Raw genomic sequence first — 25498 nt, forward strand, 5'->3', positions numbered from 1 at the left:
TGCAGGAGCCAGTCCATTGATCAACGTTCTAATTGCCGATGATCACCACCTGGTGAGAACCAGTATTGCTCACCTGCTGAACGAAGAAAGCGATATAAAAATCATAGGCGAAGTCGACGACGGCGAAAGCGCTGTCACTCAGTGCCGGCACTTGAAACCCGATATCGTGCTGATGGATATACGCATGCCCGGTATTGGCGGTCTGGAAGCCACCAGGCGCATTCACCGTACGATGGTGGACATCAAGGTATTGATCCTGACGGCACACATGGAAGATAGCGTGCTGCGGCGCATGCTCGAAGCGGGTGCTTCGGGCTTCTTGAGCAAGGGCGCTGATGCGGCTGAAATGACCGATGCCATCCGCCAGGTTTTCCACGGCCGACGCTATGTCAGCCAGGAAATTGCCCAACGCCTGGCGCTGGCTCACTTTACCAACGAGGACAATCCGTTCAGCCATCTCTCTCATCGTGAGCTGCAGATTGCCCTGATGATCGTCAACTGCCAGCGCGTTCAGGACATCTCGGATCGCCTGCACCTGAGCCCCAAAACCGTCAATACCTACCGCTATCGACTGTTCGATAAACTTCAAGTCGCCACCGATGTCGAACTGACACACCTGGCGCTGCGCCACGGCCTTGTGGAAGGCTTTGACGGCAGCCAGGGTTGAACCTAACATCCCTAGCGACTCCTCGGCGCTCGATACGGTGCAATGACATTTAATGCAAAGCAGTTCTTAAGCTCGGTAAGCACCTCCCCCGGTGTCTATCGCATGCTGGATGACGATGGCAACACTCTTTATGTGGGCAAGGCGAAACGCTTGAAAGCGCGCCTTGCCAGCTATTTTCGTGGCCAGCTCAATACCAAGACCCAAGCCATGGTCGCACGAATTGCGGATATCCAGATTACCGTCACTCGTAGCGAAACCGAGGCGCTTTTGCTCGAACAGACGCTGATCAAGGAGCTGCGTCCGCCCTATAACATTCTGCTGCGCGACGACAAGTCCTACCCGTTTGTCTTCGTGACCGACCGCCACCCCTACCCCAAGCTTGAATACAAGCGCGCTCGCCAGCGTCGGGACGATGGTCGCTATCTCGGCCCTTATCCGAGCAGCGGCGCAGTCCGCGAAAGCCTCTCATTGATGCAGAAGATCTTTCATATTCGCAACTGCGAAGACAGCGTATTTGCCCACCGCTCCCGCCCCTGCCTGCAGTACCAGATCAACCGCTGCAGTGCGCCCTGCGTGGACTACATCGCCGAGGAGGACTATCAACGTGACGTCGAGCACGCAGTGATGTGCCTCGAGGGCAAGAGCGAGGACGTTACTCAGGCGCTTACCCAGGCTATGGAAACCGCAAGCCAGGCGCTGAATTTCGAAGAGGCCGGCCGCCTGCGTGACCAGATACAGCAACTGCGTCAGCTCCAGCAGCGCCAGTTCGTGGATAACGACAGTGGCGATGCGGACATCTTTGCCCTGGCCCAGCGCCCTGGCGCATTGGGCATTTCAATACTGAGCGTCCGCGATGGCCGGATGCTTGGCGCACGCCATCACGCTCCGAAGAACGGACTGGATCTGACCCCGGAAGCCTTGCTGACCGACGTCGTCAGCCAATACTACTTCGGCCAGCCACATAACGTTCCCAGTGAAGTCATCACCAGCCATACCCTGGACGATAGCGCGCTGATTGCCGAGGCATTGACCCAGCAGGCGGGCAAGCGCATCCGTGTCACCAGCCAGGTGCGTGGCCACCGCGCCCAGTGGCAGCAGTTGGCCATGACCAATGCAGAGCAGCAGCTGGCGTCACAACTGGCCAATACCACCCAGCTCACCCAGCGTTTTGCCGCCCTGCAGAAGGCGCTGGGACTTGACAGCCTGCCCGAGCGGCTTGAGTGCTTTGATATCAGCCACAGCCACGGCGAAGCCACGGTGGCCTCCTGTGTGGTCTTCGATCATCAGGGTCCGCGCAAGAGTGACTATCGTCACTTTCGCATCGAAGGCGTGGCCGCCGGCGACGATTACGCGGCCATGCAGCAGGCGCTTACCCGCCGGTTGAAACGCGTCAAGAGCGGCGAGGCCGTGGCACCGGACATCTTGATAGTCGACGGCGGCAAGGGTCAGCTCAACATGGCGCGAGAGGTGCTCGACGAGCTCGCGGTCACCGGCATCCTTCTGCTCGGCGTGGCCAAGGGTACGACGCGCAAGGCAGGGCTTGAAACGCTGTTTCTGGAAACCGCCGACAATCCGCTACCGCTGGACCCTGCATCGCCTGCCCTGCACCTTATCCAGCACATCCGCGATGAATCGCACCGTTTTGCCATCGCTGGGCACCGCGCGCAGCGTGATAAAGCCAGACGCACCTCGACGCTCCAGGAGATACCCGGTATCGGCCCCAAGCGCCGACGCGAACTTCTACGCTTTTTTGGCGGGCTTCAAGGCGTGCAGAAGGCCAGCCGCGCGGAGCTTGCGCGAGTGCCGGGCATCAACGCAGCACTTGCCGAGAGCATTTATCTTGCCCTTAATAAATAATATCTTGCCCTTGACGGATAAACCCGCCTTGGGCATGGATGCCGCCTGCCAAGGGGGATAGAATGGCCCTAGACCACATTTCGAATCTTATGACTCTCCGGTAAGGATCGCCGACCGCGATGAATATACCCAACCTACTGACACTAGCCAGAGTTGCCTTCATTCCTCTGCTTGTCGTGCTGTTCTACTTGCCTTTCAACTGGAGCATGCCGCTGGCCGCCGGGCTTTTCGCCCTGGCGTCGGCGACCGACTGGCTGGACGGCTATCTGGCCCGGCGCTGGAATCAGTCGACGCCCTTTGGCGCGTTTCTGGATCCGGTAGCCGACAAGCTCATGGTCGTCGTGGCTCTGGCCCTGCTGATCGAGCGTTACGACACCCTGGTGCTGACGCTACCGGCGCTGGTCATTATCGGACGTGAAATCGTCATTTCCGCACTGCGGGAGTGGATGGCAGAAATGGGCAAACGCGGCCTGGTGGCGGTTTCCTGGATCGGCAAGCTCAAGACTACGCTACAGATGGTGGCGCTGCTGATCCTGCTCGCCCTGCCGCCCAGTCACGAAATTGCCCTGCTGGGCGTTGTCGTTCTCTATGCCGCTGCGGTCCTGACACTCTGGTCAATGATCCAGTATCTCAAGGCGGCCTGGCCTCATCTTAGTCGCTCCATGTAAGTATTTGATTACCTGGATGAGATGATGACGACATTGATGATTGACATCTCACCGGCGATGCGTATAATTCGCCCTCGAGTCGAGCGGGAATAGCTCAGTGGTAGAGCATCGCCTTGCCAAGGCGAGGGTCGAGAGTTCGAATCTCTTTTCCCGCTCCAACTTGGACAGTGTGGCAAAGCAGGTAGGGTCGAGAGCTGGAACGCCAGCCCGGTCAAATCTCTTTTCCCGCTCCATCGACTCTTCAGGCTGGATGGCAGAGTGGTTATGCAGCGGACTGCAACTCCGTGTACGCCGGTTCGATTCCGACTCCAGCCTCCACTTTTATGTGCCGTGCAACGTTTTCATGCTGCACTGCCCGGATGGCGAAATCGGTAGACGCAAGAGACTTAAAATCTCTCGGGGGTAACCCCGTGCCGGTTCAAGTCCGGCTCCGGGCACCACTTCTATTTTTCGCTCCCCTTATTTTGACTATCTGCACGATCACCATGATCGATGCGGATTTTTTGCGTTTCTGCATCGCCAACCACTGATGGCCACGCTATGATGCCTGCCGTTTGGCAGCACACTGCAGATAGCTATAAAAAGGAGCGGGCCTGATGAGCACGCCAACAAGCGATATTCTGATTATTGGCGGCGGCGTGGCCGGCCTGACCCTGGCGCTTATGGCAGCCGAGCACTTTTCTGTCACACTGGTGCGCCCAGAACACGATGAAAAAGGCGCCAGCCGATGGGCTCAAGGGGGCATCGCCGCCGCACTCTCCCCGGAGGACAGCCTGGAAGCCCATATCCAGGATACGCTGATCGCCGGGGACGGCTTGTGCAATGAGCAGGCGGTTCGCTTTACCGTTACTCATGGCCCGGAGGCCATTCAGTGGCTGATCGACAATGGCGTCCCCTTTACGCCGGATACCACCGACGGCGCCCGCTATGCCTACCATCTGACCCGAGAAGGCGGGCATAGCGCGCGGAGAGTCATTCACGCCGATGACGCCACGGGACGTGCACTGATTGATACGCTCTCGCACAAGGCCGCACAGCACCCACGCATTCATCAGCGCAATGACCTCACCATGCTGGGGTTACTGCAGGATGATGACGGGGGTTGTCGCGGCGCTTACGGGCTTGACGCGCAGCATCAGTTGCACAGACTGACGGCCTATAACACCGTACTGGCTACCGGTGGCGCCAGCGGTCTTTATCAGCACACGACCACTCCCTCTCCCAGCAGCGGCGAAGGCATGATCATGGCCGCCGAGCTGGGTGCGCCGTTGATGAATCTGGAGTTTCAGCAGTTTCATCCGACCAGCCTGTATGACCCTGACGGGCCAGCATTTCTCATCAGCGAAGCGGTACGCGGCGAAGGCGGCTACCTGCTCGATGAAGCCGGCAAGCGGTTCATGCCCGCCCTTGATCCCAGAGCCGAACTGGCGCCCCGGGATGTGGTGGCACGAGCTATCGATGCTCAGATCCAGAAGAGCAACCTCGGGCACGTGTGGCTGGATATCCGCCACCTGGGGGAGCGCGCCATTCACCATCACTTCCCGACGATTGTCGCCCACTGCGCCGCACGCGGCATGGATATAACGCGGCAGCCGATCCCGGTAGTTCCCGCCGCGCACTATAGCTGCGGCGGCATTGCCACGAACCATCAGGGCGCCACGCAAGTACCTAACCTGTATGCCGTTGGGGAAGTTGCCTATACAGGCTTGCATGGTGCCAACCGCATGGCGAGCAATTCGCTGCTGGAGTGTCTGGTCTATGCCAGAAGCTGCGCCCAGGCGCTGCGCGAGAAAAAAGCGCCCCACTGGAAGAACTCGACGCCTTCAGGACCCGAACGCCTTGCCACGTTGAGCCCGCCAGATCAGGACATGCTCATGGCGCTACGCCACGAGCTTCGCTGTATCATGACTCAGCATGTATCGATTGTGCGCAGCAGCGCCGGCCTCAAGACTGCTCAACACAAGCTTGCCGAACTATCAATGCGCCTGAACGAGGGGCCAGTGGATCAATGCTCGCTTGAAGGCATCCAGCTTCGCCAGGCACTCTTGCTGGCAAAGCTGACGGTAGCGGCAGCAGTGACGCGCCGTGAGTCGCGCGGGCTGCACTACTCGACTGACTGGCCTTCTGGCCAGCCAGCAACCGCCCCCTCTTGCCTGACCCTTGCCGACCTAACGCCCGGCACGGTGGCATAACCGGCGCAGCTGCCGGTGGCTTTCGCGGGGCAGGCTATCGGGCCAGAGCCAGAGACGCTCAGGCCCTACCCAAAGTCCTATCAGCCAAGGGCCCAGGTAGTCACAGCGCACGGTCAACTCTTCCCCAAGCTCTCCATAGGCCAGTCGCCAACGTCCCGACAGCGTGCCCTCACCCTCTGTGAGGTAGAGTACCCCCTTGGGCTGGACAGAAGCGCTGCGCCAGAGCAGTACGATAAACACGGCGCCCGCGATACCGGCCACCCAGGCGCCCAATAGCTGAAGGCTCAGCACACAAAGCCCCAGTGCTAAAACCGCCTGGAGCAGACCAGCAGCGCTAGAGGGTACGATAGGCAGAATTATCGGTGTTTTCGGCATGCTCGACGATCATCTGCACGATACGCCGTAGCGCGGGGTCTTCCGGCCATTCGCGGTGCATCAGCCAGACAAACAGATCCTGGTCTTCTTCGGCAATCAACCGTTCGTAAGCTCGCCGGTCCTCCTCGCCAAGTGTTTGAAAACGTTTTTCCAGAAACGGAATCAGCAGTAGATCCAGTTCCCACATGCCGCGCCGGGAGTGCCAGTAAAGGCGCTTGCGCAGAATGGCTTCTGAGGATGTGTCGTCGCTCAAGGCCGGCCTCTTTGATGATGAAAATGAAGCGCCAGTATACCTAAGCTAAAAGGTCGCGCCAGCGCCAAGCTTCGCCTATGCTGTTATCCAGTCTAGTACCTTGTTTTATCTGCATTGTTTAATATCGATTTGCACAGTATGCTGAATTCGAGTGATCGAGATCAGCAGAGCCAGCCACGGCCTTCACAGCTTGCAGGGAGCCAACCGATGACCAAATCTGAATTGATCGAACAAATCGCGATGCGTCAACCGGAGCTATCCGCCAAAGAAGTCGAAACGGCGGTACGTATTATTCTGGACGATATGACCGAAGCCCTTTCCAGTGGCGGCCGCGTCGAAATACGTGGCTTCGGCAGTTTTTCGCTGCACTTTCGTGAGCCCCGCACGGGTCGCAACCCGAAAACAGGTGACCCCGTCGAGCTGGATGGCAAGTATGTTCCTCATTTCAAGCCAGGCAAGGAGCTACGCGAACAGGTGGATGCCAGCCGTGCGCTTGGCTACTAGCCCAAGGCAGTCACTGCCCTATTGGTAATCTATATCTGTAGGATGACGTCGCGCCAAGACTCATACACAATAGAGCCACTCTGCGAACGTCACTGACTAGGAAACTCTCATGCGTTGGATCAAAGGGCTGATTCTTGCCGTTATCTTGCTGGTTGTTCTACTGATCGGCATTCTGTTTGCCGTGAATAACCAGCAAGCCATTGCCTTGAATCTCATCTGGGTAGAACTGCCCGCCGTCTCGTTCTCGGTGTGGCTGCTGGCAGCGCTGACGTTTGGCGTGCTGCTGGGCATGCTCGCCATGCTGGGGGTCTATGCGCGCCTGAAAACCCGCCTGGCACGCAGCGAACGCCATAACAAGCAGCAGCGCAAGGAGCTGGATCGTCTACGCACACAGGAGTTCAAGGAACCGCGGGAGCTCAAGGAACTCGCCTAAATGCATGATGCCATGCTGCTAGGCTTGCTGCTGGCGGCCATTGCCATCGGCTTCGGGTTGGGCATTCGCCATGCCGCTCGCCGCGCCCGCCAGGCGCCCGTGGCCACCTCCTCCTCGCTATCACGCGAATACTTCATCGGGCTGAACTATCTGCTCAACGAGCAGCCCGATGAAGCCATCAATACGTTTATCAATGCCCTGGACGTCAATAGTGATACGGTAGACACGCATATTGCGCTGGGCAAACTGTTCCGAATGCGTGGTGAGGCCGACAAGGCCGTCAGCATTCATCAGAATCTGCTGGCTCGGCCCGCGCTGTCGCGTAGCGTCAATGAAAGCGTTCAACTCGAGCTTGCGCGCGATTTCATGGCACTGGGCGTCCATGATCGGGCGCAGCGTTTACTGGACTCGCTGCTTGAACACTCAACGAACGACGAGTTTCGCTATGCCGCCAAGCGGCTGATGGTCGATATTCTCGAGCGTGAAAAAGAGTGGCATCACGCCTACGATGTCATTCAGCCGCTTTTGAAGCAACATGCGGGAATGCGCCGCCCGGCGTCGCACTGGCTGTGCGAACTGGCCCAGGAAGAGATCGCCCAGTCCAGCCGCGCACTGGCTAGAAAGCACCTCAAGAAAGCGCTGCAGCTGGATGAACGCTGCATTCGCGCCACGCTGCTGCTGGCTGAGCTTGAAATGGACAACGGCCACTATGCGCGCGCCATCGAGCGGCTCGAGCATATTCCCACACAGGATGCCGCGCACATCCCGACCATGCTGCCGGCCTTGAAGCGCGCCTATATGCGCCTCGATGACATCAAGGGTCTGGAAGCTCACCTGTATCGGTTGCTGGACCAAGCCCCCTACACGAGCGTCATCGTGATGTTGGGCGAGCTTGTTCACCAGCGTGATGGCGTGGATAGTGCCATCGAGCGAACGGGTGAGTGGCTACACGAGGCGCCGAGCCTGGGCGGGCTTGACTACCTGCTCGACCTGTATGTTGAAAGCCAGCGTCTGAGCGGCAGAGCGACACCAGACTCGCGCCTGTTACTGCTCAAGTACCATACGCAGGCCTTGCTGAAGGACCGGCCACGACACCGCTGCAGGCGCTGCGGATTCTCGAGTGACGCCCTTTCCTGGCAGTGTCCCAGCTGCCGGCGCTGGGGAACGATCAAACCCATCACCGGCGTTGAAGGCGAATAGTGCTTCAAGCGAGGTCGGCTTCTATGGCGGCAAGCGCCTGCATGGGATCAGTCGCCTGAGTAACCGGGCGCCCGATGACCAGGTGAGTGCTTCCTGCCCGCATCGCTTCACTGGGCGTCATGATGCGCTGCTGATCATTGACTGCGGCAAAACTGGGGCGAATACCTGGCGTGACTTTCAAAAAGCGCTCACCGCATACCTTCCTGAGATGCGCCGCCTCCTGAGCTGAACATACCACGCCATCCAGGCCGCTTTGCTGCGTCAAGCGCGCCAGGCGTTCGACCTGCTCGTCCAGCGCGCCGGTAACACCGACTTCCTGCAGACCGCTCTGCTCGGTGCTGGTCAACACGGTGACCGCAATCAAATGGGTGGTCAAATGGTTGCTTGCAAGCCGCTCGGCCGCCGCCTCCATCATCCTGCGACCGCCAGCGGCATGCACATTCACCATCCATACCCCCTGCTCCGCCGCCGCCTGTACGGCACCCGCCACCGTATTGGGAATGTCATGAAATTTAAGGTCCAGAAACACGTCGAACCCACGCCCATGCAACGCTTCAAGCACGGCCGGGCCGCTACGGGTAAACAGCTCCTTGCCCACTTTCAAACGGCAGCGGGCCGGGTCAAGCTGGTCAGCCATGCACAAGGCGGCATCCAGAGACGGGTAATCAAGCGCGATGATCAGCGGGGATTCAGACACAGCACAACTCCATACTCATTTAAGCGCATTATAACAGTCTCTTGAGGCTTGCTTGTAAGCGATTTGCCACACATGGATAGCCGAATACTTACAAATCGTATCGCACATCTCTGACAACATTCATTAAATGAACGCGTTAAGTTAGTCAGGCGCACCGTTAACAATAATTCGGTCGCTACTTTTATCCTGCTGACTTACAAGGGACAATTCGCCTGATGAACATGACACTGAAAAACCTGTTTGCAGCTCTCGTACTGAGCCTGAGCCTGGGTGTGACCAGCAGTGCATTGGCACAAGATGTCGCCCCCATCAATATCAATACCGCCAACGAGGAACTGCTCGCCGAGCTGCCAGGTATCGGGCCAAGCCGTGCTGCGGCCATCGTTGAAGAGCGTGAAGCCAATGGTGACTTTGAAAGCGCCGATGACCTGACTCGCGTCAGCGGCATTGGTGAAGCGACGGTTGATCGCATGCGTGACCAGGTGGTGATTGAAGACTGAATGCCAAGCTTTGCCATTATCCGGTGGCACTTTCCAGGCCACCGGATAATTCACCTGCGTTTCTCGATTGCCAAGGTTTTCACCCCCTTGTGACGTCAGGGCCTCACCTTTCAGGCCTGAAAGCTGTCACCGGGAATGCGCACGACGCCTTCCATCAATACTCGAGCGCTACGGCTCATTACCGCTTTTTCGATATGCCAGCAGCCCTCGACAAGGCGGGCCTCTGCCCCGACCCGCAAGCTGCCGGACGGATGTCCAAACGTGACGGCATTGCGCTTGCCGCCCCCGGATGTGTCGCGGGTAGCGGCTAGGTTGACCAGCGTGCCCTCAATGGCAGCAGCGGCTGCAATGGCAACGGCTGCGGTGCCCATCATCGCATGGTGCAGTTTTCCCATCGAGAGCGCCCGCACCAGCAGATCGATATCCGCGCCTTTTATGCACTTGCCGCTCGAGGCAACGTAATCCGCCGGCGGGGCTACAAACGCGATCTTGGGGGTATGCTGGCGCTGGGCGGCTTCACTGATATCGGCAATCAACCCCATACGCAGAGCACCCTGGGCGCGAATCGTCTCAAATAGTTCCAGCGCACGCTCATCTCCATTGATGGCGGCCTGCCTTTCGGTGCCGTCATAGCCTAGATCTGCCGCATCGACAAAAACCGTAGGGATACCTGCGTTGATCAGCGTTGCCCTGAGCAGCCCCACACCGGGCACGTCGAGCTCATCGATCAGATTGCCGGTAGGGAAGATTGCCCCTTCACCATCGGCCGGGTCCATGAAGGCTACCGGAATCTCAGCGGCAGGAAAGGTCACGCCATCGAGCTCGAAATCCCCGGTCTCCTGCACTTGGCCATTGATGACAGGCACCCGAGACACGATGGTTTTCTGGATATTCACCTGCCAGATGCGCACTTCGACCACACCATCATGCGGAATACGCGCAGCGTCTACCAAGCCGTTGGCCACCGCAAAAGGACCAACCGCAGCGGAAAGGTTGCCGCAGTTGCCGCTCCAGTCCACGTAGGGCTTGTCGATGGCGACCTGACCAAACAGGTAGTCCACATCGTGCTCGGTGGATTCACTTTTGGACAGAATGACCGTCTTGCTGGTACTCGACGTGGCGCCGCCCATCCCGTCGATCTGCTTTTCATAGGGGTCGGGACTGCCGATGACACGCAAGAGCAGCTGATCACGGGCGGTGCCTGGCACCTGCGCGGCAGCAGGCAAGTCGCTTAACTTGAAAAACACGCCCTTGCTGGTGCCCCCCCGCATATAGGTCGCGGGAATACGGATCTGCGGTGGATAGTGGCGCGCGGCGTCATTCATGAGTTCACTCCGTCAGGTTCAGGCAGCCGATGATTCGAGAAAGTCCTGGGCAAAGCGCTGCAGCACGCCGCCGGCGGTATAAATCGACACTTCCTCGGCGGTGTCCAGGCGACACTTCACCACCACGCGCTCGCTTCCTCCTTCGCGGCGATGAATCACCAGGGTCAGCAGAGCGCCCGGCGACACGGCCCCTTCCACATCGAAGGTTTCGGTGCCATCAAGAGCAAGCGTCAGGCGCGTGGTGCCGGGCTCGAACTCCAGCGGCATGACGCCCATGCCGATCAGGTTGGTGCGGTGAATACGCTCGAAGCCTTCCGCAACAATCGCCTCCACACCGGCCAGCGCCACCCCCTTGGCCGCCCAGTCCCGCGAGGAACCCTGGCCGTAGTCGGCACCAGCGATGATGATCAGTGGCTGCTTGCGTGCCATATACGTCTCGATGGCTTCCCACATGCGCATGACCTGCCCTTCTGGTTCGACCCGTGCCAGCGAGCCCTGTTTCACGACGCCGTCAGCGTCGCGCACCATTTCGTTATACAACTTGGGATTGGCAAAGGTGGCCCGCTGGGCGGTGAGATGATCGCCACGGTGGGTGGCGTAAGAGTTGAAGTCCTCCTCGGGCAGCCCCATCTTGGCCAGGTACTCGCCCGCGGCACTGCTCAACTGGATGGCGTTGGAGGGCGACAGGTGGTCGGTGGTGATATTGTCCGGCAGGATCGCCAGCGGACGCATGCCCTTGAGGGTGCGTTCCCTGGCCATCTTGCCCTCCCAGTACGGTGGACGGCGAATATAGGTGCTCTGGGGGCGCCAGTCGTACAGCGGGCTTACCTGGGTACGTGCGCTCTTGTCCAGGTCGAACATGGGAATGTAGGTCTGGCGGAACTGCTCGGGCTTTACCGCCGCTTGCACGATAGCATCGATCTCTTCGTCGGCGGGCCAGATATCCTTCAAGGTAACGGGATTGCCCGCCTGGTCGATGCCCAGCACGTCCTTTTCGATATCAAAACGAATCGTTCCCGCAATGGCGTAGGCCACTACCAGCGGCGGCGAGGCCAGAAAGGCCTGCTGGGCGTTGGGGTGAATCCGCCCATCGAAGTTGCGGTTACCCGACAGCACAGCGGTGGCGTAAAGATCACGCTGGGTAATCTCCTGCTCGATTTTCGGGTCCAGCGCCCCGGACATGCCGTTGCAAGTGGTACAGGCGTAGGCCACCACGCCAAAGCCAAGCGCCTCAAGCTCGCTCATCAATCCGGCTTCTTCCAGATACATCTTGACGGTCTTGGAGCCCGGCGCCAGCGACGACTTCACCCAGGGCTTGCGGGCAAGCCCCAGGCGGTTGGCGTTGCGGGCAATCAAGCCAGCGGCCACCATGTTGCGCGGGTTCGACGTATTGGTGCAGCTGGTAATGGCGGCGATAATCACCGCGCCATCGGGCATTCGGCCAGCACGCTCCTCGTCGCGTGCCGCCTCAAGCCCTACCGCAATACCGCGAGCAACGAGTTCCGAGGTCGGCAGGTGCGCATGGGGATTGGAAGGCCCGGCCAGGGTGCGGGTCACCGACGAGAGATCAAAGCGCAGCAGGCGCTCGTACTCGACGCCTTTCAGGCTGTCTGCCCAGAGACCGGTGTGCCTGGCGTAGGTTTCCACCAGCGCTACCTGCTCATCCTCGCGCCCGGTCAGTTTCAGGTAGTCGATGGTCTGGCCGTCGATGTAGAACATGGCCGCCGTCGCCCCATACTCGGGCGTCATGTTCGAAATGGTCGCGCGGTCACCAATGGTCAGTGCATCGGCGCCTTCACCGAAAAATTCAAGATAGGCGCCGACCACCCGTTCCTTGCGCAGAAATTCGGTAATGGCCAGTACCATGTCAGTGCCGGTAATCCCCGGCTGCAGCTTGCCGGCAAGCTCTACACCGACGATATCCGGCAGGCGCATCATGGACGCCCTGCCCAGCATGACACTTTCGGCCTCGAGCCCACCCACGCCTACGGAAATCACGCCCAGGGCATCCACCATGGGCGTATGGCTATCCGTACCCACGCAGGTATCCGGGTAGGCAATGCCGTCACGGTTCTGCACCACCGGCGACATCTTCTCCAGATTGATCTGGTGCATGATGCCGTTGCCGGGCGGGATCACATCGACGTTCTCGAACGCCGTCCTGGTCCAGTTGATAAAGTGGAAACGATCGTCGTTGCGGCGATCCTCGATGGCACGATTCTTCTCGAACGCGCCCTCTTCAAAGCCTGCATGCTCGACGGCCAAGGAGTGATCGACAATCAATTGAGTGGGCACGACGGGGTTGACCTTGGCAGGGTCGCCCCCCTTCTCGGCAATGGCATCACGCAACCCGGCCAGGTCCACCAGCGCGGTCTGGCCCAGAATGTCGTGACACACCACCCGCGCCGGATACCAGGGGAAATCCAGATCGCGCCGCCGCTCGATCAGCTGGATCAGGGCATCGGACAGCAGTGCCGGGTCGCAGCGGCGCACCAGCTGCTCGGCGAGCACGCGGGAGGTATAGGGAAGCTTGTCATAGGCGCCGGGCTGAATGTCTTCCACCGCCTCACGAGCGTCGAAAAACTCGAGTTCGGTACCAGGCAGCGGCTTACGGTAGCGGGTATTCATGGCAGGACTCACGCAAAGGGGCAAAAATTCAGGCCCGGCAGCTTGGGCCGGGCCACGCGGTCAATCACGCGCTTCTATCGGCACCCAGGCACTCTTCTCGGGGCCGGTGTAATCCGCACTGGGGCGAATGATACGATTGTTGGCACGCTGCTCGAATACGTGAGCCGCCCAGCCGGTAACGCGCGACATGACAAAGATCGGCGTAAACAGCTTGGTAGGAATATCCATGAAGTGATAGGCGCTTGCGTGGAAGAAATCCGCGTTACAGAACAGCTTCTTCTCACGCCACATCACCTCTTCCACACGCTCGGACACTGGATAGAGCACGTTATCGCCCACGTCTTCGGAAAGTTTTCTGGACCACTCCTTGATGATCTCGTTACGCGGGTCGGACTCGCGGTAGATGGCATGGCCAAAGCCCATGATCTTGTCCTTGCGCTCCAGCATGCCCATGATCTTGCTTTCCGCCTCGTCCGGCGAGGTCCACTGCTCGATCATCGCCATGGCGGCTTCGTTGGCGCCACCGTGCAGCGGGCCACGCAGCGAGCCAATCGCACCGGTCACGCAGGAGTGCATGTCGGAAAGCGTCGAAGCGCATACCCGGGCAGTAAAGGTCGAGGCGTTGAACTCGTGCTCGGCGTAGAGGATCAGCGAAACGTTCATGACGCGCGCGTGCAGCTCGGAGGCAGGCTCACCGCGCAGCATGTTGAGAAAATGCCCGCCCACGGACACATCATCGGTTTGCGTGTCGATACGCACGCCATCGTGGGAGAAACGGTACCAGTAGCAGATGATCGAGGGCAGTACGGCCAGCAGGCGGTCGGCCACATCCTGCTGCTGGTCGAAACTCTCCTCGGTCTCGAGATTGCCCAGCATCGAGGTGCCGGTACGCATCACGTCCATCGGGTGGGCATCTCTGGGAATCTGCTCCAGCACGGTTTTCAGCGCATCGGGCAGTCCACGCAGGCGCTTGAGCCGGTCGATATAGTAATCAAGCTCGGCCTGATTGGGCAGCTTGCCTTTCAGCAGCAGGTAGGCCACTTCTTCGAACCTGGCCTTCTCGGCAAGCTCCTTGATATCAAAGCCGCGGTAGGTCAGGCCCGAGCCTGTCTTGCCTACCGTACACAGCGCGGTGGAACCGGCGCTCTGGCCGCGTAGTCCTGCACCTGTCACGGGTTTATCAGCCATGGTGTGTCTCCTGTCCTGCTCTTGTTGTTGGTCGTCAAGCTGGTGTTGGTCGTCAAGCTGGTGTTGATCGCCAATCTGAGGATGGATGGAACGCACTACTGCTGCCCGTCGCCTTTTTCGGCGAACAGCGCGTCCAGCTTCTGCTCGAAATCGTGGTAGTTGAGAAAGTCGTAAAGCTCATCCCGGGTCTGCATGAGAGGCACCACCTCTTTCTGGTGGCCATTCTCCAGAATGCTTTGGTAGACCTTGAGCGCAGCGGCGTTCATGGCACGAAACGCAGAAAGCGGATAGAGGACCATGCGACAGCCCACATCGCCAAGCTCTGACTGGGTAAACAGCGGCGTGGCGCCGAACTCGGTAATATTGGCCAGAATCGGCGCATTGACGCGCTCGCAGAAGGCCTTGTAGTCATCCAGGGTATGCACCGCTTCGGCGAAGATGGCATCTGCTCCCGCGTCAATACAGGCATTGGCCCGCTCGATGGCAGCATCCAGCCCCTCTTTCTGAAACGCATCGGTGCGTGCGATCAGATAGAAGTCCGGATCGACCCGCGCGTCTGCGGCGGCCTTGATCCGATCGACCATCTCCTGCTGGGAGACGATCGCCTTGTTCGGCCGGTGCCCGCAGCGCTTCTGCGCCACCTGGTCTTCCACATGCACCGCCGCGACCCCCGCGCGCTGCATTTCCTTTACGGTGCGGGCAATGTTGAACGCACCGCCCCAGCCGGTATCGATATCCACCAGCAGCGGAAGCTCGGTCGCCCCGCAGATGCGGTGAGCATCCTCCACCACGTCGTTCATGGTCGTTATGCCCAGATCCGGCAGACCGAAGGAGGCGTTGGCCACACCGCCACCGGAAAGGTAGATCGCCTGATGGCCTACCCGCTCGGCCATCAGGGCGGTATAGGCATTGATGGTGCCAAGAATGGGGAGCGGACGATGGGTTTCAAGTGCGGCCTTGAAACGGGCGCCGGGGGTAAGCGTCGACATTAGAATGGCTCCTGGCAATTGGGGCGGGCCGCTCACTCGGCCTGCGTTACAGAGGATTGTTCGAGCGTGGCCGCGTAGCGATCAGCCACATTGGCCCGGGATGCGCTGACATGACGGCGCATCAGCAGTTCGGCAAGCTCGGCATCCCCGGCCTCGATGGCATCCACGATACGGTGATGTTCGACAAAGGCGCGCTGGGGGCGCGTGCCGCTGGCACTGAACTGGGTGCGGTACAGACGAACCAGGTAGTAAAGATCGTTGCAAAGAAGGCTCATCAGCATCTTGTTGTGACTGCCTTGCACGATACGGTAGTGAAAGTCGAGATCGCCCTCACGCTGGTAGTAGGCTTCACCCCGCTGCAGATCGGCCTGACTTTCATGCAGGGTCAGCACATCGCGCAGGCCCTGGATCTCCTCGGCGGTCATGTGCTCGGCGGCGAGCCTTGCCGCCATGCTCTCCAGGGCCTCACGAACGTCAAACAGCTCGATCAGCTCTTTCATCGACAGCTTGACTACCCGGGCGCCCACATGGGGCACGCGCTCGATCAGCCGGTGCGACTCCAGGCGGCGCATGGCCTCTCGCAACGGCCCCCGGGAAATGCCGTAGGTCTTGGCGAGTCCTGGCTCGGTAATCTTGCTGCCCGGTGCCAGCACACCGCGTACAATGTCGCTTTGCAACTGGTGAAATACCCGCTCGGCGAGTGTGCGCACTTCGGGCGTCACCATGTCAGGTGCAAGCTCGGTCGGGTAGGGAGAAGAAACGGGTAAGTGCATGGCAAATTGTCGACAATTAAGAAAGTAGTGAAACTTTAGCCCTGTGGCAATAAACCGTCAACCTTGTAAATCGGCCCACCAATGCATCTTTCGTTGTAGTCAAAAAGTCTATCACGCCTGACAGTGTCAACAATCTTTCTGCGAGTGTGAGAAATGCGTCATGCATGGTACTGGCATGGGCGTCATGCGAGCTCTAATATAGGCGCCTTTTACCGGCTAGGCGTTTGCTCCATGACCACGGCGTTGTCGATCTCCACTCTGCCCTACTCTTCTGACCCGCTGAACTTGTTTGACGCGCTTCGCCAGCGCCCAGGCGCGGTGCTGCTGGATAGCGGCCGTCCCGTGGCCCAGGGGCGCTTCGATATCATCAGTAGCGACCCCGTGGCTACGCTTGAAGTAAGCGCTGAGGGTGTATCAGCCTTGCTAACGGCAGAGCCCGAGTTCCCCCCCCTGCCTCCCGGCGACAGTTTTGCCCAGCAGCAGTGGCTGCTCGAGCAACTGCCCGGCCAGTGCGCTGACGCATCGGCTCTTGCGAGTGAACTGCCCTTCATGGGTGGATTGATCGGCTACTGGGGGTATGATCTGGGCCGGGAGCGCCTGATCGACGCACAGCAACCTGATGTAACAAGCCTCCCTCAAGCACGCCTTGGCCTGTATGACTGGTGCATCACCCTTGATCACGCAACCCGTGAAGCGTGGCTGGTTGCCACTGACGAGCGCCGCAAGCAGGTATTGGCCTGGCTCGAGGCGCCGACAGCATCTGCGTCCTTCAGACTCACCGAGCCCTTCAAGAGCGAGCTAGAGCACCGCGACTACGCCGAACGCTTTGATGCCGTTCAACGCTACATTCGTGCCGGTGACTGCTACCAGATCAACCTTGCCCAGCGCTTTTCAGCCGCCTATGAAGGCGATGAGTGGCAGGCCTACCTGCGCCTGCGTAACGCCACCCCCACGCCTTTTTCCGGCTTCATGGCCTGGGACAAGCAGGCCGTTCTCTCGGTATCACCAGAGCGCTTTATTCAAAGCCGCAACGGTCGGGTGGAAACCCGCCCGATCAAGGGCACTCGCCCCCGCGGCGCCACCCCGCAAGAGGATAGCGCTCTCGCCGAGCAGCTACTGAGCAGCACCAAGGACCGCGCCGAGAACGTGATGATCGTTGATCTTCTGCGTAACGACCTTGGCCGCGTATGCCAGCCAGGCACCATCAGCGTTCCCCAACTGTGCCAACTTGAGAGCTACCCTAACGTGCACCACCTGGTCAGCGTCGTGCAGGGCGAGCTTGCCCACAGCGCCTCGCCCATCGCGCTACTGTCGGCGGCATTTCCGGGCGGGTCGATCACCGGTGCTCCCAAGATTCGCGCCATGCAGATCATTGCCGAGCTGGAGCCCTGTCAGCGCAGCGTCTACTGCGGCAGTCTGGGCTATGTGGATGTTCGTGGCAGCATGGACACCTCGATCACCATTCGTACCTTTGCGGCAAGCGAGGGTCGGCTGCACGTATGGGGCGGCGGTGGCCTGGTAGCCGACTCGACGCTCGACGAGGAGTACACGGAAACGCTGGACAAGATTCGTCATCTCATCAAGGCGCTGGAATAAGCAAGGCGGGATTTCAATCCAAAAGGAATATAAACGCCAAACCAAACGGTATTGGGGGTGTACAGGCGCAGTTTGATAGCCTACCCGCGTGATTTATCAATATGACAAGGAGGCAACATGTCCTCATCGCTTGAAGCGATCAATCGCGACCTGGGCAACAACCCCCAGGCGCTTATCGAGTGGGCGTTGACTCAGGGCGAGCGTCCTATCTGCACGACCAACTTCCGGCCATTTGAAGCCGTGATCCTGCATATGGTGACCCAGGTGCGTCCGGATATGCCGATCGTGTGGATGGATAGCGGCTACAACACCGAAGCCACTTACCAGTTCGCCGATACCGTGATCAAGCAGCTCGGCCTTAACATTGTCAGTTTCGTGCCCAGGCGCACGCGGGCACACCGAGAAGCACTGGAAGGCCCCATGCCCGGCATTGACGACCCGCGCCACGCGGCATTCACGCAAGAGGTCAAGATCGAGCCCTTCGAGCGCGCCTTGAACGAGATGCGTCCGGATATCTGGTTCACTGCGCTGCGCGCCGAGGACACTCCGGAGCGTGCCAGGATGCAGCCGGTCAGCCGCAATGGCGACGGTCTGGTGAAAGTCGCGCCGTTACTGCACTGGAGCGCCAAGGACATGTATCAGTACCTGGAGGCACGTGGCCTGCCGAACAACTTCGACTACTTCGACCCCACCAAGGTGGAAGAGAAGCGCGAATGCGGCTTGCACCTCCAGCACTGACCTGCCTGCTCACCTGGCGACTCCCCATGGGCCAGGTGAGACCCGAGGCCAGATTCAGTGCTCTGGCAGCTCGACGTCCTCGAACAGGGTCTGTTCGAAGCGTGGCCCTACAGTCAGCGCCTCGTCGACCAGATCACGGCTCAGGTGAGGCGCAAAACGGGTCAGAAAATCGTACATGTAGCCACGCATGAACGTGCCTCGGCGAATTCCTATCTTGGTGGTCGAACTTTCGAACAGGTGGCTTGCATCCAATGCCACCAGATCGTCGTCCAGCGCCGGGTCTACCGCCATATGCGCCACGATTCCCACCCCCATCCCCAGGCGCACGTAGGTCTTGATCACATCGGCATCGGCCGCGGTCAGTACCACGTTGGGGGTCAGGCCCTCCGCCTTGAATGCATCGTCCAGTTGCGAGCGGCCGGTAAACCCGAACACGTAGGTAACCAGCGGGTGCTCGGCCAATGCCTGAAGGGTCAGCGGTCCCTCCAGTGAGGCGAGCGCATGCTCCCTGGGTACCAGGATACAGCGGTTCCAGCGGTAGCAAGGCAGCAGCACCAGGTCGGTAAACAGTTCGAGCGACTCGGTGGCAATCGCAAAGTCGGCCTGGCCATCGCTGACCATCTGGGCAATCTGCTTGGGCGTTCCCTGCTGCATGTGCAGAGCAACTTCCGGGTACTTCAGCGTGAACTCACTGATGATGGGCGGCAGCGCATAGCGTGCCTGGGTGTGAGTCGTGGCGATGGACAGACTGCCACGGCGCTCATCGCTATGCTCCTGAGCCACCTGCTTGATGTTCTCGGTCAGCTTGAGCACCTGCCCGGCGAGCTCGATAATCGACTGGCCGGCTGGCGTTACCCGGGTCAGGTGCTTGCCACTGCGCGCAAAAATTTCCACCCCCAGCTCGTCTTCAAGCAAGCGAATCTGTTTTGAGATACCGGGTTGGGAGGTAAACAGGCTCTGGGCCGTTGCGGACACATTCAGGCTATGTCGGTTGACTTCCCAGATGTAGCGAAGTTGTTGCAGCTTCATATCGTCACCTCCTTATCTATACTGACAGCAGTCTGGCAGGTTACATGCTAGCTGCAGCCATCCTTCGCCTGTCATAAAGCACTATTTAGCATAAAAAATTAACTTATAATTCACTTATATTATAAAAAAAAGTGGCCATTCGCATCTATAAATTTAATTGCTCGATCAACAAATCCGCCGCGGATATTTGCCAGCCATCGTCGTGGCCGCTAACATCTGCCGACTTGGCGTAATAAACATGCGCTGGTTTATCGCGTAATGACCGTTGCTCCATCTGAGGCAACGAAACTGCAAGAGCAACGCAAACGGGAGAAGCAAATGGCTAATAATGTTGATGTTACCAACGCCAATTTTGAGCAAGAAGTTCTCAATGCCGAACAGCCTGTCCTGCTGAAGTTCTGGGCGCCCTGGTGTGGGCCGTGTAAAGTCATGGCGCCTGTGGTCGACGAAGTGGCTGCTGAACGCGGCGACAACCTGAAAGTGGTGAGTGTAAACGTCGATGACGCACCGGAGATTGCCGCTGAGCAAGGCGTGCGCGGTGTGCCTACCGTCATGCTGTTCAAGTCCGGTACCAAGGTCGCCTCACTGGTTGGCGCGCAGTCCAAGACGCAGCTGACTCAGTTCATCGATCAGAACGCCTGACAAGCATGACAACCGCTGGCGCTGCCGGCGGTTGTCGCTTGCCTACGGGCTCCCCTCTTCTTCACCCTTGCCTGCCTGATCCTCGTTTTTGCGCTTCCACGGCGCCCGCCCGGCATCCTGTCGACTCAGGTAACGCCCCGTACGATGCTTGCCTGGGCCAAGAAAATGCGCAATCCAGCGCGTTTGCGGATGGCTGTCCAGTGCGATCTTGAGCGTCATGGTCAGCACCACGGATAACAGCATCCCCGCCGCCCCGAAGATCCACCCCCAGACCACCAGCGACAAGAACGCCACGAAAGTAGAAAGTCCCAGCGCCTGCCCCATCACGCGAGGCTCGATCAGGTTACCCAGCACGAAATTGATCACCAGATAAGCAGACGCCAGCAGCAGCGCCTGAAGCACGCCCCCATCCTGGGAAACCAGCAGCAGCAATACCGGTGGAATCGCCGCCAGTGCCGAGCCGATATTGGGAATGAAATTGAGCCCAAAGGCCAGCACGCCCCACAGCAGCGGGAAATCGACACCCACCATCAGACACGAAAACCAGACCAGCACCCCGGTTGCAAGGCTGATCACGGTCTTGACCGCCAGATAGCGCTTGAGCGTAAGGCTGAACTCGCTGAAACGCTTCAAACTCGGGGCCGGGTTCTCGAGTGCCCGGGACACCTTCTGGCGAAAATTGAGCGTTTCAAACAGCATGAAGATGACCAGCAGCGCCACGATACCACTCTGCATGACCATGTTGCCGATTTCGCTCAGCAGCGTAGCAACCCAGGACCCCTCCTCGTCCATGGCGAATGCTTCCGTCAGTTGGTCAGGGTCGACGGCAAACCCATGCGACGCCAGTGTATTCAGCAAATCCCAGTAATGCTCGTAAAGACGTGCCTCGATATCAGGCAGCGCCGCCACGAAGGTACTGAAACTGTTGACCACCAGAACGCCAAGCAGCGACAAGAAGCCCAGCAGAATGAACAGCGTCAAAAGTGCTGCGGTGCGCATGCTCAGCCCGCAGCGATGCAGCCACTGAACAGGAGACGTGCATACCACGGCGATAAATACAGCCAGCAGCAAGGGCACAAGTAGATCTGCTCCCAGCTTCATCCCCGCGATGATGACCACCAGGGCAGCCAATGCCAGGGTGGAATTCAAGGGAAGACTTCGATAACCATCATCCGACAACTTTGCCATAGCCCCGCCCTTTGCCAGTTATCCGTACATAATGGCTGCTATATGTGCATTGCACAAACCGTGCAAGCAATAAGCAACTGTTTTGCGTCGGCTCTTCGCCAGTGAACTTTCCCTTGCGCGGCCATTCCAAGCAACGTCTACACTAGTTGACGCACCTCTTCATTCAGCAAGGGAATCATCCATGAATCCAACACCGGCACGTTTACCGCGTTTTCGCTATGGCATTCTGAGTGGCGCTCTGTTGGCGCTATTGAGCGCCCCGATTGCCTTTGCCGCTCCACCGGCGCCGCCAAGCTTGAGCGTTCAGGCCCAGTCCTGGGTCGAAGTAGAGCCTGACCAGGCGACCCTGACGGCTCGCCTCTGGGAGAATACGCCTGCCGTCTCGTCGCTCGAAGACACCGACAACGACGCACTGGGCGAGGCGCGCGAGCGACTTGAAAATCGTGCCAGCGAGCTGATTGCCGCCATGGAGGAGCTGGGCCTTGAGCGTCGCGCTGTCAACGCAGGCTCGCTGAATGTCTATCCTGACCACGTTCCCGCACCGCGTAGCGAAAACGGCGACCAGGAGATGATGCAGCGTACCCGTCTTGAACGCCCGTTCAGCATTGAATTGACGAACCTGGACCAGTTGGGCGATGTGCTCAACGCCTTGATCGGGGTAGGCGTGAATGCGCTGGACGGTGTTCAGTTCGATCTTCAGGACCGCGATGCCGCAACGGATGAAGCGCTGGTGAAGGCGCTTGAAAAGGCACGCCACAAGGCGGATCTGATGGCCAGCACCCTGGAAGCAGAGCTTGGCCATGTCCAACGCATCGAAGAGACGCAGTCGCCCATCTTCCAGCCGCGCATGATGGCCATGCGTGCCGAGAGTGATGCCGCAGGCAGCGGTGAACAGGGCGACTATCGCCCCGGCACCATCCGTATCGATGCCGGGGTCAACGTCGAGTGGACGCTTAAAGGGCCAGACGCTCCTGACCGCCAAGATAGGAACGTAGCGGCGCAGGAATAACCACCGAGCCATCTGCCTGCTGGTGGTTTTCCAGAACCGCCAGCAGGCAGCGACCGACCGCCAGACCCGAACCGTTCAGGGTATGCAGAAGCTGAGGCTTTTTCGCATCAGGGTGACGGAAACGCGCCTGCATGCGCCGGGCCTGGAAATCCTCGCAGTTGGATACGGATGAAATCTCCCGGTACGTTTCCTGGCTGGGCAGCCACACTTCCAGATCATAGGTCTTGGCCGCACCAAAGCCCATGTCACCGGTACACAGCGTGACCACCCGGTAGGGCAACTCCAGCGCCTGTAGAATGGCTTCTGCATGACCGCGCATCTCCTCAAGAGCTTCATAGCTCTTCTCCGGCTCGACGATCTGCACCATTTCCACCTTGTCGAACTGATGCTGGCGAATCATGCCGCGCGTATCACGCCCGTGAGAGCCCGCCTCGGAGCGAAAACATGGCGTGTGAGCGGTCAGCTTCATGGGAAGCGCTGCCTGATCGACGATCTCGTCGCGGACAAAATTCGTCAGCGGCACCTCGGAGGTCGGGATCAAGTGGTACTCGCGCTCGTCATCCAGCTTGAACAGGTCTTCACCGAATTTCGGCAGCTGGCCGGTGCCCATCAGCGAGTCACGGTTGACCATATAAGGCACGTAGCACTCTTCATAACCATGCCGTTCGGTTTGGGTATCGAGCATGAACTGCGCCAGGGCGCGGTGCAGGCGGGCAATTGGCCCGCGCATCACGGCAAAGCGGGCACCGGTCAACTTGGCCGCCAGCTCAAAATCGAGATAGCCCGACCGCTTGCCCAGATCGACATGATCAAGCACTTCAAAATCAAATTCGCGCGGCGTGCCCCAGCGGTGCAGCTCCACATTGTCATCTTCGCTCTTGCCTTCCGGCACACTGTCATGCGGCAGGTTGGGAATACCGCTGATCGCTTCGTCCCACGCCTCCTGCACCTCGGCAAGCTCACGCTTGGCGTTGTCCAGGCGCTCGCCCAGGTCGCTGACAGCGTCCAGCAACGGCTGGATATCCTCACCACTGGCCTTTGCCTTGCCAATGGCCTTGGAGCGTGTGTTGCGCTCGCTCTGCAGCTGCTCGGTCTGCGTTTGCAGGTCGCGGCGACGCGATTCCAGCGCCTGCAGCCCCTCTTTATCCAGTACATAGCCACGACGCGCCAGTTGTTGCGCCGCTGCGTCCAGATCACCGCGCAGCAGTTTCGGATCGAGCATGAGTTATTCCTTGGCCAGAATTCAGTTAAACATGGCGCCTGGCGCCAGCATCAAAGGCCTCTATTGTAGGCAAAAGCGCTGCAAGGGGCTATGGGGGTCGTGCCACGGGCTTCTGCGCTGGCCCACCAAAAGGTGATAAAGTGCCTGCCGAGTTGTAAGCCCACGTTTCTTATCGATTAATCAGCATGACAAGGAGGATATGCCCGTGAGCACATCGCAAGGCACATTCGGATGGTGGCGGCGCATCGCCCTATGGAAAAAGATCCTGGCGGGTCTGGCACTCGGCATACTGGCCGGCGCGCTGCTGGGCGAAGACGCCAGCGTGTTCAAGCCGCTGGGAGATATCTTCATCAACGGTATCATGATGCTGATCGTACCGCTGGTGTTCTCGACCCTGGTGGTGGGTATCACTTCAATGCGCGACCCGCAGAAAATGGGCCGCATTGGCGCGCGCACCATTTCCCTTTACCTGCTGACCACCGCATTTGCGATCAGTATCGGCCTGCTGCTCTCGACCCTGCTGCAACCTGGTGCCGGCGTAAACATGAGTCTTGATGGCAGCGTTGAAGCAAGCGAGGCGCCCACGCTTGCCTCCATACTGATCGACCTGGTGCCGCGCAACCCGATTGACGCGCTTGCCAACGGCAATATCCTGCAGATCATCGTGTTCGCGATCGGATTGGGGATATCGCTCACCCTGATCGGCGAGAAAGGCGAACCCCTGGTGAACCTCTTCGACAGCTTTGCCGAGGCAATGTACAAGCTCACGGGTATCGTCATGGCATTTGCTCCCTTTGGTGTATTTGGCCTGATCGCACACGTTTCCGGCCAGTACGGCCTGGAAATACTGCTCCCGCTGGCCAAGCTGATCGGCGTGGTGTATCTGGCCTCGGCGCTTCATGTCCTGGTGGTGTATTCAGGCTTTATCGGCCTGCTTGGACGGCTCAACCCGGTGCGCTATCTCAAGGGCAGCCTGGATGCCATGATGATCGCCTTCTCCTCTGCCTCCTCGGCAGGCTCCCTGCCGGTATCCATCCGCTGTGCGCAGCAGAACCTGGGCGTCTCGGAAGGGGTTTCAGGCTTCGTGCTGCCGGTAGGCGCCACCATCAACATGGATGGCACGGCGCTTTATCAGGGCGTGGTGGTACTATTTATTGCACAGATGCTGGGGATCGAGCTGACGCTGGTCGATTACGGCATGATCGTGGCCACCGGCACGCTCGCCTCCATCGGTACCGCAGGCGTGCCTGGCGCCGGGTTGATCATGCTCTCGATCGTCATGGCGCAGATTGGCCTGCCACTGGAAGCCATTGCCGTGATCGCCGGTATCGACCGGATTCTGGATATGGCACGCACCAGCGTCAATGTCGCAGGCGACATCATGGTCACCACGCTGGTGGGCAAAAGCGAAGGCGAATTGAATCTGGATATCTATAACGCCGACAACAAGGCCTGACGCTCACGACAGGCTTCATGCCCCGCGGTGCACCCCGGGGCATGTGGCAAGATACCACCGCTTGCCAGGCAGCCATTAGGGTGCAGCCTTGAAAGCGCTGAGGTAAAGTAGCGCTCTCTTTTCATGCTCCGGCAGTGACGGCCTGAACGAATATGATTGCACCCCTGGACCTGCGCAGCGCCCCGTTTGAACGCTTGGGTACCCACTATCTGCGTTTTCTGGAAGCCCTTAAAACACGCGGTTTCGAAGGCGAGATCGCCCCGGACTACGCCCAGCGCACGGTGCTCGCCACCGACAACTCGATCTACCAGCGCCTGCCCCAGGCCGCCGTGTTTCCGCGCCACGCCGAAGACCTCGAGCGCCTGGCCA

At 59.3% G+C, this 25498-nt stretch carries 25 protein-coding genes and 3 tRNA genes; 17 read left to right on the forward strand and 11 right to left on the reverse strand.

What is annotated here, in order from left to right:
* Positions 1–16: 16 nt before the first annotated feature.
* The 7 genes from uvrY (at position 17) to nadB (ending at position 5384) form a co-directional block, all read left to right on the forward strand.
* Positions 17–667, forward strand: coding sequence for a UvrY/SirA/GacA family response regulator transcription factor (uvrY, locus tag HW452_RS16200; RefSeq protein ID WP_106376068.1), 651 nt, complete (start codon positions 17–19; stop codon positions 665–667).
* A 42-nt stretch (positions 668–709) separates the two neighbouring features.
* Positions 710–2524 (forward strand): excinuclease ABC subunit UvrC, encoded by a 1815-nt coding sequence (uvrC, locus tag HW452_RS16205; protein WP_224107137.1) that lies wholly within the window; start codon positions 710–712, stop codon positions 2522–2524.
* Positions 2525–2643: 119 nt separating this feature from the next.
* Positions 2644–3192, forward strand: coding sequence for a CDP-diacylglycerol--glycerol-3-phosphate 3-phosphatidyltransferase (pgsA, locus tag HW452_RS16210; RefSeq protein WP_224107138.1), 549 nt, complete (start codon positions 2644–2646; stop codon positions 3190–3192).
* Between the two features lie 83 nt (positions 3193–3275).
* Positions 3276–3350 (forward strand) — tRNA-Gly (locus HW452_RS16215).
* An 86-nt stretch (positions 3351–3436) separates the two neighbouring features.
* A tRNA-Cys gene (locus HW452_RS16220) sits at positions 3437–3510 on the forward strand.
* 35 nt (positions 3511–3545) lie between these two features.
* A tRNA-Leu gene (locus HW452_RS16225) sits at positions 3546–3632 on the forward strand.
* Between the two features lie 156 nt (positions 3633–3788).
* On the forward strand, positions 3789–5384 hold the full coding sequence (nadB, locus tag HW452_RS16230; RefSeq protein ID WP_224107139.1) for an L-aspartate oxidase: 1596 nt from the start codon (positions 3789–3791) through the stop codon (positions 5382–5384).
* Here nadB and HW452_RS16235 read toward each other — a convergent pair.
* Together HW452_RS16235 and HW452_RS16240 are read right to left on the reverse strand one after the other, a co-directional pair.
* Positions 5361–5675, reverse strand: coding sequence for a hypothetical protein (locus HW452_RS16235; protein ID WP_224107140.1), 315 nt, complete (start codon positions 5673–5675; stop codon positions 5361–5363). The two genes, nadB and HW452_RS16235, sit on opposite strands and share 24 nt — an antisense overlap.
* Before the next feature lie 43 nt (positions 5676–5718).
* On the reverse strand, positions 5719–6012 hold the full coding sequence (locus tag HW452_RS16240; RefSeq protein ID WP_224107141.1) for a succinate dehydrogenase assembly factor 2: 294 nt from the start codon (positions 6010–6012) through the stop codon (positions 5719–5721).
* A 138-nt stretch (positions 6013–6150) separates the two neighbouring features.
* On the opposite strand from HW452_RS16240, the gene HW452_RS16245 reads away from it, so the two are divergent.
* From HW452_RS16245 to lapB, 3 genes are all read left to right on the forward strand, one after another.
* Entirely contained in the window at positions 6151–6516 is a 366-nt protein-coding gene (locus HW452_RS16245; RefSeq protein ID WP_224107142.1) for an integration host factor subunit beta, read from the forward strand.
* A 109-nt stretch (positions 6517–6625) separates the two neighbouring features.
* A complete protein-coding gene (locus HW452_RS16250; protein ID WP_224107143.1) occupies positions 6626–6949 on the forward strand; it encodes a lipopolysaccharide assembly protein LapA domain-containing protein in 324 nt (107 codons plus the stop codon).
* A complete protein-coding gene (gene lapB, locus HW452_RS16255) occupies positions 6950–8149 on the forward strand; it encodes a lipopolysaccharide assembly protein LapB (RefSeq protein ID WP_224107144.1) in 1200 nt (399 codons plus the stop codon).
* Between the two features lie 4 nt (positions 8150–8153).
* Here the strand turns inward: lapB and pyrF are convergent, their stop codons facing one another.
* Positions 8154–8846, reverse strand: a complete 693-nt coding sequence (gene pyrF / locus HW452_RS16260; protein WP_224107145.1) for an orotidine-5'-phosphate decarboxylase — start codon at positions 8844–8846, stop codon at positions 8154–8156.
* 215 nt (positions 8847–9061) lie between these two features.
* Here pyrF and HW452_RS16265 point away from each other — a divergent pair, with 215 nt between their 5' ends.
* On the forward strand, positions 9062–9346 hold the full coding sequence (locus HW452_RS16265; protein WP_224107146.1) for a ComEA family DNA-binding protein: 285 nt from the start codon (positions 9062–9064) through the stop codon (positions 9344–9346).
* Between the two features lie 110 nt (positions 9347–9456).
* Here HW452_RS16265 and prpF read toward each other — a convergent pair whose 3' ends face one another.
* The 5 genes from prpF to HW452_RS16290 all read right to left on the reverse strand — a co-directional run bounded on the left by prpF (position 9457) and on the right by HW452_RS16290 (position 16249).
* On the reverse strand, positions 9457–10671 hold the full coding sequence (gene prpF, locus HW452_RS16270) for a 2-methylaconitate cis-trans isomerase PrpF (protein WP_224107147.1): 1215 nt from the start codon (positions 10669–10671) through the stop codon (positions 9457–9459).
* 18 nt (positions 10672–10689) lie between these two features.
* The gene (gene acnD / locus HW452_RS16275; RefSeq protein ID WP_224107148.1) at positions 10690–13299 is read right to left on the reverse strand and encodes a Fe/S-dependent 2-methylisocitrate dehydratase AcnD; all 2610 of its coding nucleotides are present in this window, start codon (positions 13297–13299) and stop codon (positions 10690–10692) included.
* Positions 13300–13359: 60 nt separating this feature from the next.
* Complete coding sequence (prpC, locus tag HW452_RS16280) at positions 13360–14487, reverse strand: bifunctional 2-methylcitrate synthase/citrate synthase (protein WP_224107149.1); 1128 nt, start codon at positions 14485–14487, stop codon at positions 13360–13362.
* Between the two features lie 95 nt (positions 14488–14582).
* Positions 14583–15476 (reverse strand): methylisocitrate lyase, encoded by an 894-nt coding sequence (gene prpB, locus HW452_RS16285; RefSeq protein WP_224107150.1) that lies wholly within the window; start codon positions 15474–15476, stop codon positions 14583–14585.
* A gap of 32 nt (positions 15477–15508) precedes the next feature.
* Positions 15509–16249 (reverse strand): GntR family transcriptional regulator, encoded by a 741-nt coding sequence (locus HW452_RS16290; protein ID WP_224107151.1) that lies wholly within the window; start codon positions 16247–16249, stop codon positions 15509–15511.
* Positions 16250–16480: 231 nt separating this feature from the next.
* On the opposite strand from HW452_RS16290, the gene pabB reads away from it, so the two are divergent.
* Both pabB and HW452_RS16300 read left to right on the forward strand, forming a co-directional pair.
* Positions 16481–17845, forward strand: coding sequence for an aminodeoxychorismate synthase component I (gene pabB, locus HW452_RS16295; RefSeq protein ID WP_224107152.1), 1365 nt, complete (start codon positions 16481–16483; stop codon positions 17843–17845).
* A 117-nt stretch (positions 17846–17962) separates the two neighbouring features.
* Positions 17963–18583, forward strand: coding sequence for a phosphoadenosine phosphosulfate reductase family protein (locus HW452_RS16300; RefSeq protein WP_224107153.1), 621 nt, complete (start codon positions 17963–17965; stop codon positions 18581–18583).
* 54 nt (positions 18584–18637) lie between these two features.
* On the opposite strand, the gene cysB is transcribed toward HW452_RS16300, so the two are convergent.
* Positions 18638–19612, reverse strand: coding sequence for an HTH-type transcriptional regulator CysB (gene cysB / locus HW452_RS16305; RefSeq protein ID WP_224107154.1), 975 nt, complete (start codon positions 19610–19612; stop codon positions 18638–18640).
* Between the two features lie 318 nt (positions 19613–19930).
* Between cysB and trxA the strand changes: the two genes are divergently transcribed.
* Complete coding sequence (gene trxA, locus HW452_RS16310) at positions 19931–20254, forward strand: thioredoxin (RefSeq protein ID WP_106376086.1); 324 nt, start codon at positions 19931–19933, stop codon at positions 20252–20254.
* A 42-nt stretch (positions 20255–20296) separates the two neighbouring features.
* On the opposite strand, the gene HW452_RS16315 is transcribed toward trxA, so the two are convergent.
* Positions 20297–21442, reverse strand: a complete 1146-nt coding sequence (locus HW452_RS16315; RefSeq protein ID WP_224107155.1) for an AI-2E family transporter — start codon at positions 21440–21442, stop codon at positions 20297–20299.
* Positions 21443–21623: 181 nt separating this feature from the next.
* Here HW452_RS16315 and HW452_RS16320 point away from each other — a divergent pair, with 181 nt between their 5' ends.
* Complete coding sequence (locus tag HW452_RS16320) at positions 21624–22451, forward strand: SIMPL domain-containing protein (RefSeq protein ID WP_224107156.1); 828 nt, start codon at positions 21624–21626, stop codon at positions 22449–22451.
* On the opposite strand, the gene serS is transcribed toward HW452_RS16320, so the two are convergent.
* Entirely contained in the window at positions 22396–23673 is a 1278-nt protein-coding gene (serS, locus tag HW452_RS16325; protein WP_224107157.1) for a serine--tRNA ligase, read from the reverse strand. The two genes, HW452_RS16320 and serS, sit on opposite strands and share 56 nt — an antisense overlap.
* 199 nt (positions 23674–23872) lie before the next feature.
* On the opposite strand from serS, the gene HW452_RS16330 reads away from it, so the two are divergent.
* Both HW452_RS16330 and HW452_RS16335 read left to right on the forward strand, forming a co-directional pair.
* Positions 23873–25129 carry a dicarboxylate/amino acid:cation symporter gene (locus HW452_RS16330; protein WP_224107158.1) on the forward strand — a complete coding sequence of 419 codons (1257 nt, stop codon included), beginning with the start codon at positions 23873–23875 and terminating at the stop codon, positions 25127–25129.
* Between the two features lie 152 nt (positions 25130–25281).
* Positions 25282–25498 (forward strand): hypothetical protein (locus HW452_RS16335; protein WP_224107159.1); only part of this gene is annotated, 217 nt, incomplete at its 3' end.

The organism is Vreelandella aquamarina (genome assembly GCF_020075495.1).
Classification (GTDB): Bacteria; Pseudomonadota; Gammaproteobacteria; order Pseudomonadales; family Halomonadaceae; genus Vreelandella; species Vreelandella aquamarina_A.